The organism is Pseudomonas sp. N2-3-1-14 (genome assembly GCF_041228395.1).
Classification (GTDB): domain Bacteria; phylum Pseudomonadota; class Gammaproteobacteria; order Pseudomonadales; family Pseudomonadaceae; genus Aquipseudomonas.
The window spans coordinates 4,402,831-4,417,924 of the sequence record NZ_CP166199.1 but is presented as its reverse complement, the minus strand read 5'-3'; the positions used below and the strand labels follow the sequence as shown (position 1 = coordinate 4,417,924).

The window sequence follows — 15,094 nt, the reverse complement described above, 5'->3', positions numbered from 1 at the left end:
CAACCTTGAAAACGACGAATTGACCGAGTGTACGAGGCCGTTATGCCCAATGCGAGTGCATTTGTCATTCCGCCAGTTTGGCGAGGATCTTGTAAACCACGGTGCCGAGGATCAGCAGCATACCAATCCACATGCCAAACACGCTGACCGGCTTGTCGCGAAAGTTGAAGCCGACGGCCAGCAGGATCATGCCGATGAGGATCGGGATGAGCATGGCGTGGAAGGAGGACATGGAGATCATGGGGCGACGGCCTTGTCAGAGTGGGAATACTGACAAGTCTAGGTCGGATTATGGAAAGTGCAGATGATGCAGGTCATGTGTACCCACAACTGACTGTGGGAGGGGGCTTGCCCCCGAATATGCGGTGTCAGGGACTGAATCTGCCCACTGATGGACCGCCTTCGCGGGCAAGCCCGCTCCCACATTTGACTGTATTTACAGATCAAGTGGGGGCGCGGGTTGCCTGCGATGGTCGCGCCCTGACATCAGGGCAGATCGTGGCTCGCGTAAAACGCACCGAGTACCTTCACCAGGTGCGCCAGGTCATGGCTGCCGCACAGCTCACGGATCGAGTGCATGGCAAACGTCGGCAGGCCGATGTCCACCGTGCGCACGCCCAGGTGGCTGGCGGTGATCGGGCCGATGGTCGAGCCGCAGCCCATGTCGCTGCGCACCACGAAGCTCTGCACCGGCACTTCCTGGGCCATGCACAGGTGGCGGAAGAAGCCGGCGGTTTCGCTGTTGGTGGCGTAGCGCTGGTTGCTGTTGACCTTGATCACCGGGCCCGCGTTGAGTTTCGGGCCGTGGTTGGCGTCGTGTTTCTCGGCATAGTTGGGGTGCACGCCGTGAGCATTGTCCGCCGACACCAAGAGTGATTTCTGAATGGTGCGTACGAATTCATCACCCTCAGGCAACAGGCGGCGCAATGTCTGTTCCAGCATCGGGCCATCGGCGCCGCACGCCGAGCAGGAGCCGACTTCTTCGTGGTCGTTGCACACCAGCACACAGGTTTCGTCGGTTTCGCTGGTGAGCAAGGCTTGCAGGCCGGCGTAGCACGACAGCAGGTTGTCCAGGCGCGCACCGGCGATGAAGTCACCATTGAGGCCAATCACCGCGGCGCTTTGGGTGTCGTAGAAGCTCAGCTCGTAGTCGAGCACCACGTCGGCGTTCAAACCATGTTCGCGCGCCAGTTGCTCGGTGAGCACGGCGCGAAAGTCCACGCGTTCGTCACCGGCAAATTGCGCGAGGATCGGCGGCAGCTCGGTCTGCGCATTGATCGCCCAGCCCTGGTTGGCTTCACGGTTCAGGTGAATGGCCAGGTTGGGGATGATCGCGATGGGCAGCTTGAAGTCGATCAGTTGGCTTTCGACTTTGCCGTCACGGCGGAAGGTCACGCGGCCGGCCAGCGACAGGTCGCGGTCGAACCACGGCGCCAGCAGCGCGCCGCCGTAGACTTCCACGCCCAACTGCCAGAAGCCCTGGCGTTGCAGCTCCGGCTGGGGCTTGACGCGCAGGCACGGGCTGTCGGTGTGGGCGCCGACCAGGCGAATCCCGCCTTGCAGCGGCGAGTGGCGACCGAGCTTGAAGGCGATGATCGACGAATCGTTACGGGTCACGTAGTAACGACCGTTGGCCTCGGTGGTCCAGGTTTCGCGCTCGTCGAGACGCTGGTAACCGGCCGCTTCCAGGCGCTGGGCGAGGGCGGCAGTGGCATGAAAAGGAGTAGGGGAGGCCTTGAGGAAGTCGATCAGGCCTTGATTCAACGCTTCGCGCATAAATAGCTCCAGACAGCAATGCGCGGAGTTTACCGTTCGACGGCAAGAAGTGCACAGAACAAATGTGGGAGCGGGCTTGCTCGCGAATGCGGTGGATCAGCCAGCCTATCTATGACTGGCACACCGCATTCGCGAGCAAGCCCGCTCCCACATTTTTGACCTCATTGCCCACTCAGAACGGCGCAGGGCACTCGAAGCGCAGCCGCTCGCCGCTTTGCGGGTGGGTGAAGCTCAGCATGCTCGCGTGCAGGCACAGGCGTGGCCAGGCGGCCAGGGCTTGTTCATGGGCGTACAGGCCGTCACCCAACAGTGGATGCCCGATCGACAGCATGTGCACGCGCAACTGATGCGAACGCCCGGTGATCGGCGTCAGCTCGACGCGACACCAGTCGCCGCAACGCTCCAATACCTTCCAGAAGGTCAGCGCGTGTTTGCCGAACTCGTGGTCGACCACGTGGCGTGGCTTGGTCGGCGGGTCGTAGCGCAGGGGCAGGTCGATGCTGCCGCTGTCCAGTGCCGGCTGGCCCCACGCCAGGGCGGTGTAGGCTTTTTCGGTTTCGCGGTCGTGAAACTGGCGCGACAGCTCGCGGTGGCTATCGGCGTCCCGCGCAAGCAGGATGATCCCTGAGGTTTCCCAGTCCAGGCGATGGACAATGCGGGCTTCGGGGTAGCCGTTTTCCTGCAGGCGGGTGATCAGGCAGTCCTTGTTGTCATCGGCGCGGCCGGGCACCGAGAGCAGCAGGGTCGGCTTGTTCACCACCAGGACAGCGTCGTCCTGGTGCAGGATATGGATAGTGGACAGCGGCATTAAACAGCCTCGTAACAAACGCCAACGGCGGCTCGCCCACCCGGTTCCCCAACAGGGATCAAGGTGACCGAGCCGCCGTGGCGGCCGCCTTTTCGATTAACGATCAGGCAGGGTGATATTGAGTTCCAGAATCGAGCAGCTGCCGTCGTTTTCCAGGGCGACATGCACGTCATCGTTGCCGATATTGACGTACTTGCGGATCACCTCGACCAGTTCCTTCTGCAAGGCTGGCAGGTAGTCCGGGGTACTGCGTTGGCCGCGTTCGTGCGCCACGATGATCTGTAGACGCTCTTTCGCTACCGACGCGGTACTTGGCTTTTTGTTGGCGCGAAAGAAGTCGAGAAATTTCATTGTTTAGTTGCCTCCAAAGATACGCTCGAAGAATCCCTTCTTCTTAACATCGAGGAAGCGATGTTCCACGGTCTTGCCCAGCAAGCGATCAACGGCATCGCTGTACGCCTGGCCGGCGTCGCTCTGGTCGTCAAGAATCACTGGTACGCCCTGGTTGGAAGCCTTCAGGACGGCCTGGGATTCCGGGATCACGCCCAGCAGGGTCACTGCGAGGATTTCCTTCACGTCTTCAACGCCAAGCATTTCGCCGTTACTGACGCGCTCAGGGTTGTAGCGGGTGAGCAGCAAGTGCTCCTTGATCGGGTCCTGGCCTTCTTCGGCGCGCTTGGACTTGCTGGCCAACAGGCCCAGCATGCGGTCCGAGTCACGTACCGAGGAGACTTCCGGGTTGGTCACCACGATGGCTTCATCGGCGAAGTACATTGCCAGGTGAGCACCGGTTTCGATACCGGCCGGCGAGTCACACACCACGTATTCGAAGGTTTCTTTCAGTTCGGCGAGGACTTTGCCTACGCCTTCTTTGGTCAGCGCGTCTTTGTCGCGGGTCTGGCTGGCGGCCAGTACGTACAGGTTCTCAAGGCGCTTGTCCTTGATCAGGGCCTGCTGCAGGTTGGCTTCGCCGTTCACCACGTTGACGAAGTCGTACACCACGCGGCGCTCGCAGCCCATGATCAGGTCGAGGTTACGCAAACCGACGTCGAAGTCGACGATGACTGTCTTGTGGCCGCGCAAAGCGAGGCCGGTACCGATAGCGGCGCTGGTGGTGGTCTTACCCACACCACCCTTGCCGGATGTAACCACGAGAATCTTGGCCAAGGTGTTTCACCCCTAAGGAAAAAGGACTTTTCAGCCCCTGAAAAACATCTCTTGGAACTCGCTGCAGGCGGACAGCCTTTGTAGGAAAAGATGTGGTTTCCCAAGGGAAACGCCAACTTCGAATATTCCTACGCAAATCTTGCCGGTTTCGCTGTGCTATCAGAGTCTAGAGATGCTTGGAAAATGCGGCAGTATCCGTTAAAGACGGATGATGTTCAACACATCGCCCGACAGGCTGACTTGTACCCCGGCCCCCCACAGCGGATCACGGCGCAAATCTTCTGAAACCTTGTACTGGCCTGCGATGGACACTAGCTCAGCGGTCAACTGCTGGCAAAAAATACGGGCCTTGGTATCACCCTTGATGCCGGCGAGGGCACGTCCGCGCATCGGGCCGTATACATGGATGTTGCCATCGGCAAGAAGTTCCGCACCCGGACTGACGGGAGCGATCACCACCAGGTCGCCGCCCTGGGCGTAAATCTGCTGCCCGCCGCGTACGGGAGAGGTGATGATCTTTGTAGGCTTGACGGTGGGCTCCGGCGGTTTCTCCGGTTTTTTCTTCACTTCACCTTCGCTCGGGTCCAGCGGTCGCTCGCGGGCACCCGACGGCGGCAGTACTGGCAGTTCAATAGCGATTGCCGCAGCGATGTCTTCAATACGGCTGGCGCGAATCGCCAGAGTGCGCAAACCATGCGAGCGGCAAACGCGCATCAGCCCGGGCAAATCAATCGCGCCCTGGCCGGCCGGGAGTTTGTCCAGGGCCAACACCAGCGGGGCATTGTTGAAGAAGTTCGGCGCCAGGGCGACCTTGGCGGCCAGTTGGCGGTCCAGGGCATCGAGGTCATTGCGGGCCAGTTCCAGCACGGTGATGGCGAGCATGCTGCCTTTCAGCTGGAACACGGGATCTTGGTCTAGCGGTTCGGTTTGGCTCATGGTCGGCAAAAGCGGCTTGTCACGAAAAGTGTCGAGACTTATAACGAGAACATCCACGGGCCGCAAGCCGAGTCGAACGTTGTAGAATGCGCGGCCCTGTCTTTACCGGAATCTGTAATGGATCGCCCGCGTTTTCGAGCTGTATTTTTTCACCCGCGTTTTTGGCTGCTATGGCTGGGACTCGGCCTGCTGTGGCTGATCACCCAGTTGCCATACCGCGCGTTGTTGACCATTGGTCGTTTATTAGGCGCGGGCATGTACCGCGTGGCTGGCGAGCGCCGCCGCATCGCCGCGCGCAACCTGGAACTGTGCTTCCCGGAAAAATCCGCCAAAGAGCGCAAGAAGCTGCTCAAGGAAAATTTCGCTTCCACCGGCATCGCGTTTTTCGAGATGGCCATGAGCTGGTGGTGGTCGCGTCAGCGCCTAGCACGCCTGGCCCATGTCGAAGGGCTGGAGCACCTCAAGCAGGCGCAGCTCGATGGCAAGGGTGTGATTCTTATGGCCCTGCACTTCACCACGTTGGAAATCGGCGCGGCGCTGCTCGGCCAGAAACACACCATCGATGGCATGTACCGCGAGCACGGCAACCCGCTGTTCGACTTCGTTCAGCGCCGTGGCCGCGAGCGGCATAACCTCGATTCCCTGGCGGTAGAGCGCGAAGACGTGCGCGGCATGCTCAAGTTGCTGCGCGCCGGCCGCGCCATCTGGTACGCACCGGACCAGGACTACGGCGCCAAGCAAAGTATCTTTGTGCCGCTGTTCGGCATTCAGGCCGCCACCGTCACCGCCACCAGCAAATTTGCCCGCCTGGGCAAGGCGCTGGTGGTGCCGTTCACCCAGGAACGCCTGGCCGATGGCAGTGGTTACCGCCTGGTGATCCACCCGCCGTTGACCGACTTCCCGGGCGAAACCGATGAGATCGACTGCCTGCGCATCAACCAGTGGGTCGAGGCGTCGGTTCGCGAATGCCCGGAGCAATACCTGTGGACCCATCGGCGTTTCAAGAGCCGGCCACCGGGTGAGCCCAAGCTGTACGAAAAACGCCGTCGATAACGCTTTCTGCCCCACATGGAGTGATGCAATGCGCCCAACTGAACCGGTCACAGGCTTGATTCTTTCCGGCGGCGGGGCGCGAGCGGCGTATCAGGTGGGGGTCTTGGCAGCGATTGCCGAATTGCTGCCGCCAGGGGCGCCCAATCCCTTTCCGGTGATCGTCGGCACGTCAGCAGGGGCGATCAATGCGGTGAGTCTTGCCAGCGGCGCGACTGATTTCACTGCTGCCATCGAGCGCCTCACGGCGTTCTGGCAGGGCTTTCGCAGCCATCGGGTGCTGCGCAGCGACTGGCCTGGAGTTATCCGCCAGGCCAGTCGTTTCTTGATCCACAGCTTGCTCGGCCTGGGGGCTCAGGTGCCGGTCGCGTTGCTCGACAGCACACCGTTGCGCGCATTGCTCAAAGACAAGCTGCACCTGGACGGCATCGATGCGGCCATCCGTAACAACCACCTGCACGCGGTCGCGGTCACGGCTTTCGGCTATGAGTCCGGGCAGGCAGTGACGTTTTATCAGGGCGGCGGCACTATCGATGCGTGGCTGCGCCATCGGCGTATTGGCATGCCCACCCAACTGACGGTTGAACACTTGCTGGCCAGTTCGGCGATCCCCTTGCTGTTTGCTCCGGTCAAACTTGGCCAGGAGTATTTCGGCGATGGCGCGGTGCGCCAATCCGCGCCGATCAGCCCGGCCTTGCACCTGGGCGCCAGTCGGGTGCTGGTGGTGGGCGTGAGTGGCAATCCGCGCGGCAATGAGCCTTCCACACAACGCACCTACACCGGCCAGAAACCCACCCTGGCGCAGATCGGCGGGCACATGCTCAACAGCACGTTCATCGACAGCCTGGAGAGCGATATCGAATTGCTCGAGCGTCTGAACCAGTTCAGCCACGTGTTGCCGGCGGATGCGGCGATCCAGGGCCTGGCCCCGGTGGAGGTGTTGGTGATCGCGCCGAGCCAGCCGATTGATGAAATCGCCGCGCGGCATCGCCAGGAGTTGCCGGCGGCGTTACGCCTATTCTTGCGCGGGCCGGGCGCGACCAAAACCAGCGGGGCAGGGGTGCTGAGTTACTTGCTGTTCGAGGCGGGGTATTGCAGCGAGTTGATTGAACTGGGCAGGAAGGATGCGTTGGCCAAGCGCGAGGAATTGTCCAAATTCCTTGGGCTGACGGTTAACTAAATGTGGGAGCGGGCTTGCTCGCGAAGGCGGTGGATCAGTCAGCAGATTCAGTGACTGACACACCGCCTTCGCGAGCAAGCCCGCTCCCACATTTGTTTTGCAGTGTTATTTAGAAATGGTACTTGACCAGGAAGCTCGCCGTGTCCTGGTTGGTCTTGAACGCGCCGGAATCTTCAATCCCGTACTTGTTCTTCCAGTAGTCGTATTCAAAACCTACATACAGCTGCTTCTCGCCCCAGTGCAGCGCCTTGCCCAGGTCATATTTAACCTGCGGGTTGAAGTGCAGGTTGGCGTGGTAAGTGCCACGGGCGTTCTTGTCGTTGTCCACGACCCAGTCCATGAAACCGTCGATCAACACGTTGGAGTTGCCCACGGGGATGGTGTAAGACCAGACCGGGGTGATTTGCCATACGCCGTCACCCGGCCGATTGCCTTCGGTCTGGCGCTGATAGAAGTTCAGCTGGAAGTAGTCGAAACCCGGGATGTTCAAGTCAAAACCCGGGCCCAACAGGTACGACTCGTTATCGCCTTCGCCGAACTCGTAAGTGAAGGCCAGCAATACATCTTTGATCGGGCCGAATGACAAGTCTTTGTCGAAAATCTTGCCGAACGACAAACGCGGGCTGAACTCGCCGTAGTAGGTACTTGGGCCGACGTTGCCGTCTTCCTTGCCGTTGTAAAAGATGCGGTCGACGAAAAAGAAGTTGTCGCCGTACTTCCAGGCATCGGCATGTTCAAACGTGACGGTCTGCTGAATCTGCGGGTTGACGGTGAAGTTCTTGCCCCATAGATACGTCAGGCTGTTGTTTTGCCACTGCAACAGATCGCCCGCCACGGCTTGGCCACCGGCCAGCAGGGATCCTGCCAGCATCAGGCCTTTCAACATAGGTTTCATTCGGTTGCTCCCGAGTCAAAGTTTTATGGTTGTTTTTCTACGCAGGCGCTCTGGTGTGGCGCCTTTTGGTTCGCTGAAAAAATCGTCTGTATGGTCAGCTTTAATGCTTTTAGCAAGAGCTGCGCCAAGGTGTTCAAAAAGCCAAAAAATCCCCGTCGGCTGCACAAACTGCAGTCGAATTCAGGGGGCTTTTGCGCACTTTGGCAGCCACTGCGGGGCCGGGATAAGTTGGCCCTGCAGTCAGCTTTTACATTCGCTGTTTTTTTTTGAGTCGATTCGAGCGGGCGCGGAGAATACTGGCTCCCAGGCCTTGGCTCAAGTGCGCTGTTAGAGAGCGCGAGGGGCAAGAATAGGGCGCGGCGGGTGGCCGGCCCTAGGTGGATGGCGTGCATGTGCGTGTTTCCTGTTGTTTATTATTTTTGTTGTTTTTAAAAACAGGTGGAATCAATGCGTGTGGGCGACAACGGGGCGTTCAGCACCTCCCAGAATGTTGAACAGTACATTCAGCGACAACGCGCTGAGGGTGGCCATGGCAATTCCGCTGTGGGTAATCGGGCTCATCCATAAGGGCAATTGCGCGAAGAACTCCGGACGCACCACCGGGATCAGGCCCATGCCGATGCTCACCGCCACCAGCAACTGGTTACGCCGGTCGGCGATATCGGCTTCCTGCAGGATCTTGATCCCGGTCGCCGCGACCATGCCGAACATGGCAATTGCCGCGCCGCCGAGTACCGCCGGTGGAATCGAGGCCACCAGAAAGGCGGCTTTGGGCAACAGGCTGAGCACAATCAAAAACGCGCCGGCCATGATCGTCACCGAGCGGCAACGCACGCCCGTCATCTGCACCAGGCCAATGTTCTGCGCGAACGAGGAATGGGTAAACGTATTGAAGAAGCCGGCAAAAAACGATGCGCCGGCATCACACAGCAGGCCACGGCGCAGCATTTTTGGGGTGACATCCTGGCCGGTGATTTTGCCCAGGGCGAGGAACATGCCTGTGGACTCGACAAAGATGATGACCACCACCAGGCACATCGACAGGATCGGCGCCAACTCGAACCTGGGCATGCCGAAATGCAGCGGCGTCACCACCTGTACCCACGGCGCCTGCGCCAGGCCGCTGAGGTCAACCATGCCGAGCATGCCGCACAGGCCATAGCCGAGCGCCATGCCGATCAGCACCGAGATGTTCACCCAGAAGCCGCGCATGAAGCGGTTAATCAGCAGGATAGTGCCCAGTACCAGTGCGGCAATCGCCAGGTAGACCGGCGAGCCGAACGTGGCGGCGGCGCTGCCTCCACCGGCCCAGTTCACGGCCACCGGAAACAGCGACAGGCCGATGGCGGTGATCACGGTGCCGGTCACCAACGGCGGGAAAAAACGCACCACCTTGGACATGAACGGCGCGATCAGCAGGCCGAAGAACCCGGCGGCAATGGTTGCGCCGAAGATCCCCTGCAAGCCGATACCGGGCATGCCGGCCATCGCCACCATGCTGCCGACGGCGGCAAAACTGGCGCCCATCATCACCGGCATGCGAATGCCCACCGGGCCGATGCCGAACGACTGCACCATGGTGGCGATACCGGCTACCAGCAGGTCGGCGTTGATCAGAAAGGCGATTTCTTCACGGCTCAAACCGGCGGCTTGGCCAATGATCAGGGGCACGGCGACGGCGCCGCCGTACATCAGCAAGACGTGTTGCAGGCCTACCAGAATCAGTTGCAAGAGGGGCAGCCGCACCATGGCGGGCGCGGCAGGAGTCTGCGGTTCTAACTGGGACATGCAACACCTCGAATCTTTTTATTTTTGTGTTGTTTGGCATTCAATTGCCATTTGAAACGCGATCGGTAAACCGGCGCAAATCCCCTGTGGGAGCGGGCTTGCTCGCGAAAGCGGTGTGTCATTCAACTCATCAGTGACTGAACGATCGCATTCGCGAGCAAGCCCGCTCCCACATTTGGATCTGTATCAGGCTGTCAGTTTGTGCGGGCTCCTTGGTTGATCCAGGTGCCGATCAGGTCGCGCTCCTGCTGAGTCATCTGGGTGATGTTGCCCAGCGGCATGATCTGGCTGGCCACGGCTTGCGCCTGAATGCGCGGGGCCAATTGCTGGATCTGCTGCGGCGTATCAAACATCACGCCCGCCGGCGCGGTACTGAACAGGGGGCTGGTCGGCTTGGCCGAATGGCACACGGCGCAGCGTTCCTGAATCACCCCATGCACCTTGTCAAAATCAATCGATGCCTGCGCCGGTGCTGCTTCGGCGGGGGCCGGTGCGGGTGCCGCTGGCGCAGCCGGTTTGAGCCCGCCACCCAGTGCCGTTTCCGGCAGCGGTTGGTACTCGATGGCAGCCGGAGCCTTGGCCACATCTGGAGCCGTCGACACCGGTTTCGGACCGGTCACGTACGCCAGGCAAATCATCGCCAGTGCGCCAACCGGCAAGGTCCACGCGTACTTCTGGCTGTTATGACGGGTGTTGAAGTAGTGCCGTACCAACACGGCTGCCACCGCAATACCGGCCAGGATCAGCCAGTTGTATTGGCTGCCGTAGGTGCTCGGGAAGTGGTTGCTGATCATGATGAACAGCACCGGCAGGGTGAAGTAGTTGTTGTGCCGTGAGCGCAGCAAGCCTTTGGCGGGCAGCGCCGGGTCCGGCGTGCGGTTCTCGGCAATGGCCGCCACCAGCGCACGCTGGGCGGGCATGATGATGCGGAACACGTTGCCGACCATGATGGTGCCGATCACCGCACCCACGTGCAGGTAGGCACCACGCCCGCTGAACACTTTGCTGAAGCCGTAAGCGGCAGCAATCAACAGCACGAACAGGATCAGGCCGAGCAGGGCAGGGCGTTTGCCCAGGGCCGAGTCGCACAGAAAGGAGTAGATGAACCAGCCCGCCAGCAGCGAACCGAGGCCCAGCAAGACACCTTCCGGACCACTGAGGCTGCTGCCCGGGGCCAGCAGGTACAAGGTCGGGTTGGCGTAGAACACCACGCACAGCAGCGCGATGCCGGACATCCAGGTGAAATAGGCTTCCCATTTGAACCAGTGCAGGTTGTCCGGCATGGTCGGCGGGGCCAGTTTGTATTTTTCCAGGTGGTAGATACCGCCACCGTGAATCGCCCACAAGTCACCGGCCAGGCCGTCCTTGGGGTTGACGCGATTGAGGTTGTTTTCCAGCCAGACGAAGTAGAACGAAGCGCCGATCCAGGCGACGCCGGTGATCATGTGAACCCAGCGCACGCTAAGGTTCAGCCATTCCATCAAATGTGCTTCCACAGTCTTTACCTCTCGCCTGTCACTCTGTTGTCGAGTGATCAGACCTTCTCTTATTGGTGGGGGGCGAGGATCAACCGCTCATCCTCTTTGAAAAAATGCTCATCGCAGTTATTGCCGGTGCCACTGCGATCAACCACCAGGAAGTCATCCCGCTTTTCGATCGTCAGCACCGGGTGGTGCCAGACGCCGCGATGGTAATTAATGCCCTGCCTGCCGTTGGTGACGAAGGCGCGGACCAAGCCCGATACAGGTGCATCGCCAAGTGGCGCGACCACGATCAGAAAGGGGTTGCCGAGCAGCGGTATGAAAGCCTGGCTGCCCAGCGGGTGTCTCTCCAGCATGCACACGGTCAGCGGCATGTCCTGCGCGTCGGCGCGGAAGATGCTGATGATCGCGTTGTCTTCAGGCTGCGCGGTTTCTACCGTTGCCAGCTTGTGAAAGCGCATGGTCGACCCGTTGTTGATCATGAAGTGATCGCTGCCGTCGGTTTCGATAACGTCTCCGAAAGGGGCGAAGGCTTCTTTGGTCAGGGGTTCGATCACTAGTGTGCGCATGGCTGTCTCTTATCCGAGGTCTGTGTTGTTTGTTCTATCGCTATCGCGGGCAAGCCCGGCTCCCACATTTTGATTTGCGAATACATTCAAATGTGGGAGCTGGCTTGCCTGCGATGGGCTCACCGCTTATTTAGCTACTTTGCCCAAGACCCGCAGGCGGCTCACGCCACCATCGGGGAACACATTCAGGCGGATGTGAGTGATCGGGCCCAGCGCCTTGATCTGCTCGGCGAAGGTGTGTTCGGCGTGCATTTCCAGCTTCTGCGCCGGCAGCAGTTCGCGCCAGAACAGCGATTGGGTTTCGATCTGGCTGTCGGTGCCGCCCTTCACGAACGCGCCCTGGATGGAGCACGTGTCCGGGTAGTTGCCCTTGAAGTGCAGGGTGTCGACGATGATTTTCTCGATCTCGCCCGGGTGACCCAGCGCGACGATCACCCAGTCATTGCCTGGCGTACGACGACGTGCGGTTTCCCAGCCGTCGCCCATGTTGATGCCACGGCCCGGGTTGAGGATGTTGCTCATGCGGCCGAAGTGTTCATCGGAGCAGGCCAGCGCGCGACCACCGTTCAAGGCGGCGGCCAGGTCGACTTGTTCGTTGTCGCCCACCGACGACCAGTCGCGGAACGGCACGCCATACACGCGCAGACGGGCTACGCCGCCATCCGGGTAGATGTTGAAACGCAGGTGGCTGAACGCCTGGTCGTTGCTGATCTCGTGGTAGTGGTGGCTGTTGCCTTGCAGCTCGACGGCCGACAGCACTTCCACCCACTGGGTGTTTTCATCAGGATCGCCCGAGGCCAGGAAGCACGCCTCCAGGGACGCCGACGGCGGGAAGTTGCCGGTGAAGAATGAAGTGTCGATGTCCACGCCTTTGATCGAGCCGGGCACGCCCAGGCGGATCACCGCGCTGTCGTAGCCTTCGAAGCGCTTGCGGCGCGACTCCCAGCCGTCCATCCACTTGCCGTTGTCATCGAAAACGCCCTCCTTCCACACGGCCGGGGTCGGCTGGAACAGGCGGTTGGCGTCAGCGAACCAGTCATCGGTCACCGAAAGGATCTTGGTGCCCAGACGGGCGTCGGCCAAGTTGACGAACTTCTCGAAAGGTACGGCGTAAGCTTTCATTCTTCTTGTCTGCCTTAAATAAAGTGGCTTGGGATGCTCGCCAGGCCCTGGGCGTCATGAGCGCTCGGGCCAGGTCTGCTAAAGGGTCAGTAATCGGAACAACGCGATTTTGTTGATCTCGGCCAGGGCGCATTTGAACTCGGCTTCCACCGAATTGTGAATACGCGTTTCGAACGCGGCGAGGATTTGGTGCCGGTTGCTGCCTTTTACCGCCATGATGAAGGGAAACTTGAACTTGGCCTTGTAGGCATCGTTCAGCTCGGTGAAGCGAGAAAACTCCTCGCTCGAGCATTGGTGAATACCGGCGCCAGCCTGTTCATTCGTGCTGGCTTCGGTCAACTGGCCCTGGACGGCAGCTTTGCCCGCCAGGTCCGGGTGAGCGTTGATCAGGGCCAGCTGGCTGGCATGATCGGCGCTCAACAGGATGTCGCTCATGCGCTGGTGCAGGGTTTCGATCTGGTCGATTGAAGAATCCTGGCCCAGGTCGAAGGCCTTTTCGGCCACCCATGGCGAATGTTCGTAGATGTCGGCGAAGGCTGTCACGAATGCATCGCGGCTCAGGCTCGACGGTTTCAAGGTTTGGAACGCAGTCATTTCGCCGCTCCCGTGTACGGGTGGGTTTCGTGCCAGTGGCGGGCAATGTCGACGCGGCGGGTGAACCAGACGTGTTCATGGCCCTTGGCGTATTCGATAAAACGCTTGAGGGCGGCGAGGCGCGCCGGGCGGCCGATCAGGCGGCAATGCAGGCCGATGGAAAGCATCTTCGGTGCGTCAGCGCCTTCGGCATACAGCACGTCGAAGGCATCCTTGAGGTACTCGAAAAAGTCATCGCCCTTGTTGAAACCCTGCACCTGGGTAAAGCGCATGTCGTTGGTGTCCAGGGTGTAGGGGATCACCAGGTGCGGCTTGCCGGTGGGGTTGTTGGGTTCCCAGTAGGGCAGGTCGTCGTCATAGGTGTCGCAGTCGTACAGAAAGCCGCCTTCCTCCATCACCAGCCGCCGGGTGTTGGGGCCGGTGCGACCGGTGTACCAGCCCAACGGGCGCTCGCCGGTCAGTTCGGTGAGGATGCGAATGGCTTCGAGCATGTGCTCGCGCTCCTGGGCCTCGTCCATGTACTGGTAGTCGATCCAGCGATAGCCGTGGCTGCAGATCTCATGGCCGGCGGCGACCATTGCGCGGATCACATCCGGGTGGCGCTGGGCGGCCATCGCCACGGCGAAGATGGTCAGCGGGATATCGAATTCTTTGAACAATTTGAGGATGCGCCACACGCCGGCACGGCTGCCGTATTCATACAGCGACTCCATGCTCATGTTGCGCTCGCCTTGCAGCGGCTGGGCCGAGACCATCTCCGAAAGGAATGCCTCGGACTCTTTGTCGCCGTGCAATATGTTGCGCTCGCCGCCTTCTTCGTAGTTGAGTACGAAAGACAGCGCGATGCGTGCCTTGCCCGGCCAGTGGGGGTGAGGAGGGTTACTGCCGTAACCGATCAGGTCGCGTGGGTAGTCAGCGCTCACTGCAGTCTTCCTTCTTGTTCGTCGTAGTAGCGATGAGTGATTGTATACAACTTATCGCCGACTTTGTAAGCCCGCATTTCTGCATTTTTTCTCAACGGCGCGCACTCAAGCTACTGCAAGAAACCTGCCTGACTGGTCAGCTAAACGCTAAAAAGTTTTTCGCGGATGTCCAGCGGTAGGCGCTGGCTGGCCGGCGATCGCCTCAGTGGGTTTTATCAGGGGCACCGCGGTGGTCGGCGAACCGGTGGCTGCGAGGTGCGGGATATTTGTTGAATTTATTGTGTACAATTTTTTTAGAAAGTGTCTTAATCAGCCATCGCCGGCTTTTTCACTGCCCTGAAAGAGTGCGGATCACTTTTCTACTGTTTACGGGAGGCGCAAAGACGCCATGGGACGCTTGACCACACACGTTTTGGACGCCGCACATGGCTGCCCCGGCAGCGCGATCAAGGTTGAACTGTACCGCGTCGAAGGCGCGCAACTGGAGCTGGTCGCTACCGCCGTGACCAACAGCGACGGCCGTTGCGACGCGCCGTTGCTGCAAGGTGACGATTACCGCAGCGGTGTGTACCAGGTGCAATTCAGTGCCGGCGATTATTACCGGGCCCGCGGTGTGCAGCTTCCCGAGCCGGCTTTCCTGGATGTGGTGGTGCTGCGTTTTGGCATCAGCGCCGAACAGGACCATTACCATGTGCCCCTGCTGATTTCGCCTTACAGCTACTCCACCTATCGCGGTAGCTGAGCGTCACCTCGCTTCACACCCCCAAAGCTCTTCGTTGGTTTTTCGCCCGCCCACACTGCGGGC

16 protein-coding genes are annotated in these 15,094 nt (G+C 60.2%); 3 read left to right on the top strand and 13 right to left on the bottom strand.

The window, feature by feature from the left end; all coding sequences use genetic code 11:
• Positions 1 to 64: 64 nt before the first annotated feature.
• From AB5I78_RS20415 to minC, 6 genes are all read right to left on the bottom strand, one after another.
• Positions 65 to 241: a hypothetical protein gene (locus AB5I78_RS20415; protein WP_369301225.1), complete on the bottom strand. Its 177-nt coding sequence runs from the start codon at positions 239 to 241 to the stop codon at positions 65 to 67.
• Positions 242 to 486: 245 nt separating this feature from the next.
• Positions 487 to 1,776 carry a M18 family aminopeptidase gene (locus AB5I78_RS20410; protein WP_145158799.1) on the bottom strand — a complete coding sequence of 430 codons (1,290 nt, stop codon included), beginning with the start codon at positions 1,774 to 1,776 and terminating at the stop codon, positions 487 to 489.
• A 172-nt stretch (positions 1,777 to 1,948) separates the two neighbouring features.
• Positions 1,949 to 2,584, bottom strand: a complete 636-nt coding sequence (locus AB5I78_RS20405) for an RluA family pseudouridine synthase (protein ID WP_106576508.1) — start codon at positions 2,582 to 2,584, stop codon at positions 1,949 to 1,951.
• A gap of 96 nt (positions 2,585 to 2,680) precedes the next feature.
• Entirely contained in the window at positions 2,681 to 2,935 is a 255-nt protein-coding gene (gene minE / locus AB5I78_RS20400) for a cell division topological specificity factor MinE (protein WP_003175252.1), read from the bottom strand.
• Between the two features lie 3 nt (positions 2,936 to 2,938).
• Complete coding sequence (gene minD / locus AB5I78_RS20395; protein ID WP_003175251.1) at positions 2,939 to 3,751, bottom strand: septum site-determining protein MinD; 813 nt, start codon at positions 3,749 to 3,751, stop codon at positions 2,939 to 2,941.
• A gap of 198 nt (positions 3,752 to 3,949) precedes the next feature.
• Entirely contained in the window at positions 3,950 to 4,687 is a 738-nt protein-coding gene (minC, locus tag AB5I78_RS20390) for a septum site-determining protein MinC (RefSeq protein WP_106576509.1), read from the bottom strand.
• A gap of 117 nt (positions 4,688 to 4,804) precedes the next feature.
• On the opposite strand from minC, the gene AB5I78_RS20385 reads away from it, so the two are divergent.
• Together AB5I78_RS20385 and AB5I78_RS20380 are read left to right on the top strand one after the other, a co-directional pair.
• Positions 4,805 to 5,740 carry a lipid A biosynthesis lauroyl acyltransferase gene (locus AB5I78_RS20385; protein WP_106576510.1) on the top strand — a complete coding sequence of 312 codons (936 nt, stop codon included), beginning with the start codon at positions 4,805 to 4,807 and terminating at the stop codon, positions 5,738 to 5,740.
• 28 nt (positions 5,741 to 5,768) lie between these two features.
• Entirely contained in the window at positions 5,769 to 6,917 is a 1,149-nt protein-coding gene (locus tag AB5I78_RS20380) for a patatin-like phospholipase family protein (RefSeq protein WP_369301224.1), read from the top strand.
• 109 nt (positions 6,918 to 7,026) lie between these two features.
• On the opposite strand, the gene AB5I78_RS20375 is transcribed toward AB5I78_RS20380, so the two are convergent.
• From AB5I78_RS20375 to puuE, 7 genes are all read right to left on the bottom strand, one after another.
• Positions 7,027 to 7,812: an outer membrane protein OmpK gene (locus AB5I78_RS20375; protein ID WP_262207082.1), complete on the bottom strand. Its 786-nt coding sequence runs from the start codon at positions 7,810 to 7,812 to the stop codon at positions 7,027 to 7,029.
• A 444-nt stretch (positions 7,813 to 8,256) separates the two neighbouring features.
• The gene (locus AB5I78_RS20370; RefSeq protein ID WP_262207080.1) at positions 8,257 to 9,600 is read right to left on the bottom strand and encodes a nucleobase:cation symporter-2 family protein; all 1,344 of its coding nucleotides are present in this window, start codon (positions 9,598 to 9,600) and stop codon (positions 8,257 to 8,259) included.
• Between the two features lie 194 nt (positions 9,601 to 9,794).
• Positions 9,795 to 11,096, bottom strand: coding sequence for a urate hydroxylase PuuD (locus tag AB5I78_RS20365; RefSeq protein ID WP_242195536.1), 1,302 nt, complete (start codon positions 11,094 to 11,096; stop codon positions 9,795 to 9,797).
• A 50-nt stretch (positions 11,097 to 11,146) separates the two neighbouring features.
• Positions 11,147 to 11,650, bottom strand: coding sequence for an ureidoglycolate lyase (locus tag AB5I78_RS20360; RefSeq protein ID WP_106576515.1), 504 nt, complete (start codon positions 11,648 to 11,650; stop codon positions 11,147 to 11,149).
• Between the two features lie 126 nt (positions 11,651 to 11,776).
• A complete protein-coding gene (alc, locus tag AB5I78_RS20355; RefSeq protein WP_242195532.1) occupies positions 11,777 to 12,772 on the bottom strand; it encodes an allantoicase in 996 nt (331 codons plus the stop codon).
• 78 nt (positions 12,773 to 12,850) lie between these two features.
• On the bottom strand, positions 12,851 to 13,366 hold the full coding sequence (gene uraD, locus AB5I78_RS20350; RefSeq protein WP_369301222.1) for a 2-oxo-4-hydroxy-4-carboxy-5-ureidoimidazoline decarboxylase: 516 nt from the start codon (positions 13,364 to 13,366) through the stop codon (positions 12,851 to 12,853).
• A complete protein-coding gene (puuE, locus tag AB5I78_RS20345; RefSeq protein WP_145158784.1) occupies positions 13,363 to 14,289 on the bottom strand; it encodes an allantoinase PuuE in 927 nt (308 codons plus the stop codon). Before puuE ends, uraD begins: the two co-directional genes overlap by 4 nt.
• Before the next feature lie 388 nt (positions 14,290 to 14,677).
• On the opposite strand from puuE, the gene uraH reads away from it, so the two are divergent.
• On the top strand, positions 14,678 to 15,031 hold the full coding sequence (gene uraH / locus AB5I78_RS20340; RefSeq protein WP_106576519.1) for a hydroxyisourate hydrolase: 354 nt from the start codon (positions 14,678 to 14,680) through the stop codon (positions 15,029 to 15,031).
• Positions 15,032 to 15,094: the final 63 nt, after the last annotated feature.

Bases quoted from the DNA above. Each gene is read 5' to 3' on its own strand.
- AB5I78_RS20415 (WP_369301225.1), bottom strand. From the start codon at position 241: ATGATCTCCATGTCCTCCTTCCACGCCATGCTCATCCCGATCCTCATC.
- AB5I78_RS20410 (WP_145158799.1), bottom strand. From the start codon at position 1,776: ATGCGCGAAGCGTTGAATCAAGGCCTGATCGACTTCCTCAAGGCCTCC.
- AB5I78_RS20405 (WP_106576508.1), bottom strand. From the start codon at position 2,584: ATGCCGCTGTCCACTATCCATATCCTGCACCAGGACGACGCTGTCCTG.
- minE (WP_003175252.1), bottom strand. From the start codon at position 2,935: ATGAAATTTCTCGACTTCTTTCGCGCCAACAAAAAGCCAAGTACCGCG.
- minC (WP_106576509.1), bottom strand. From the start codon at position 4,687: ATGAGCCAAACCGAACCGCTAGACCAAGATCCCGTGTTCCAGCTGAAA.
- AB5I78_RS20385 (WP_106576510.1), top strand. From the start codon at position 4,805: ATGGATCGCCCGCGTTTTCGAGCTGTATTTTTTCACCCGCGTTTTTGG.
- AB5I78_RS20380 (WP_369301224.1), top strand. From the start codon at position 5,769: ATGCGCCCAACTGAACCGGTCACAGGCTTGATTCTTTCCGGCGGCGGG.
- AB5I78_RS20375 (WP_262207082.1), bottom strand. From the start codon at position 7,812: ATGAAACCTATGTTGAAAGGCCTGATGCTGGCAGGATCCCTGCTGGCC.
- AB5I78_RS20370 (WP_262207080.1), bottom strand. From the start codon at position 9,600: ATGTCCCAGTTAGAACCGCAGACTCCTGCCGCGCCCGCCATGGTGCGG.
- AB5I78_RS20360 (WP_106576515.1), bottom strand. From the start codon at position 11,650: ATGCGCACACTAGTGATCGAACCCCTGACCAAAGAAGCCTTCGCCCCT.
- alc (WP_242195532.1), bottom strand. From the start codon at position 12,772: ATGAAAGCTTACGCCGTACCTTTCGAGAAGTTCGTCAACTTGGCCGAC.
- uraD (WP_369301222.1), bottom strand. From the start codon at position 13,366: ATGACTGCGTTCCAAACCTTGAAACCGTCGAGCCTGAGCCGCGATGCA.
- uraH (WP_106576519.1), top strand. From the start codon at position 14,678: ATGGGACGCTTGACCACACACGTTTTGGACGCCGCACATGGCTGCCCC.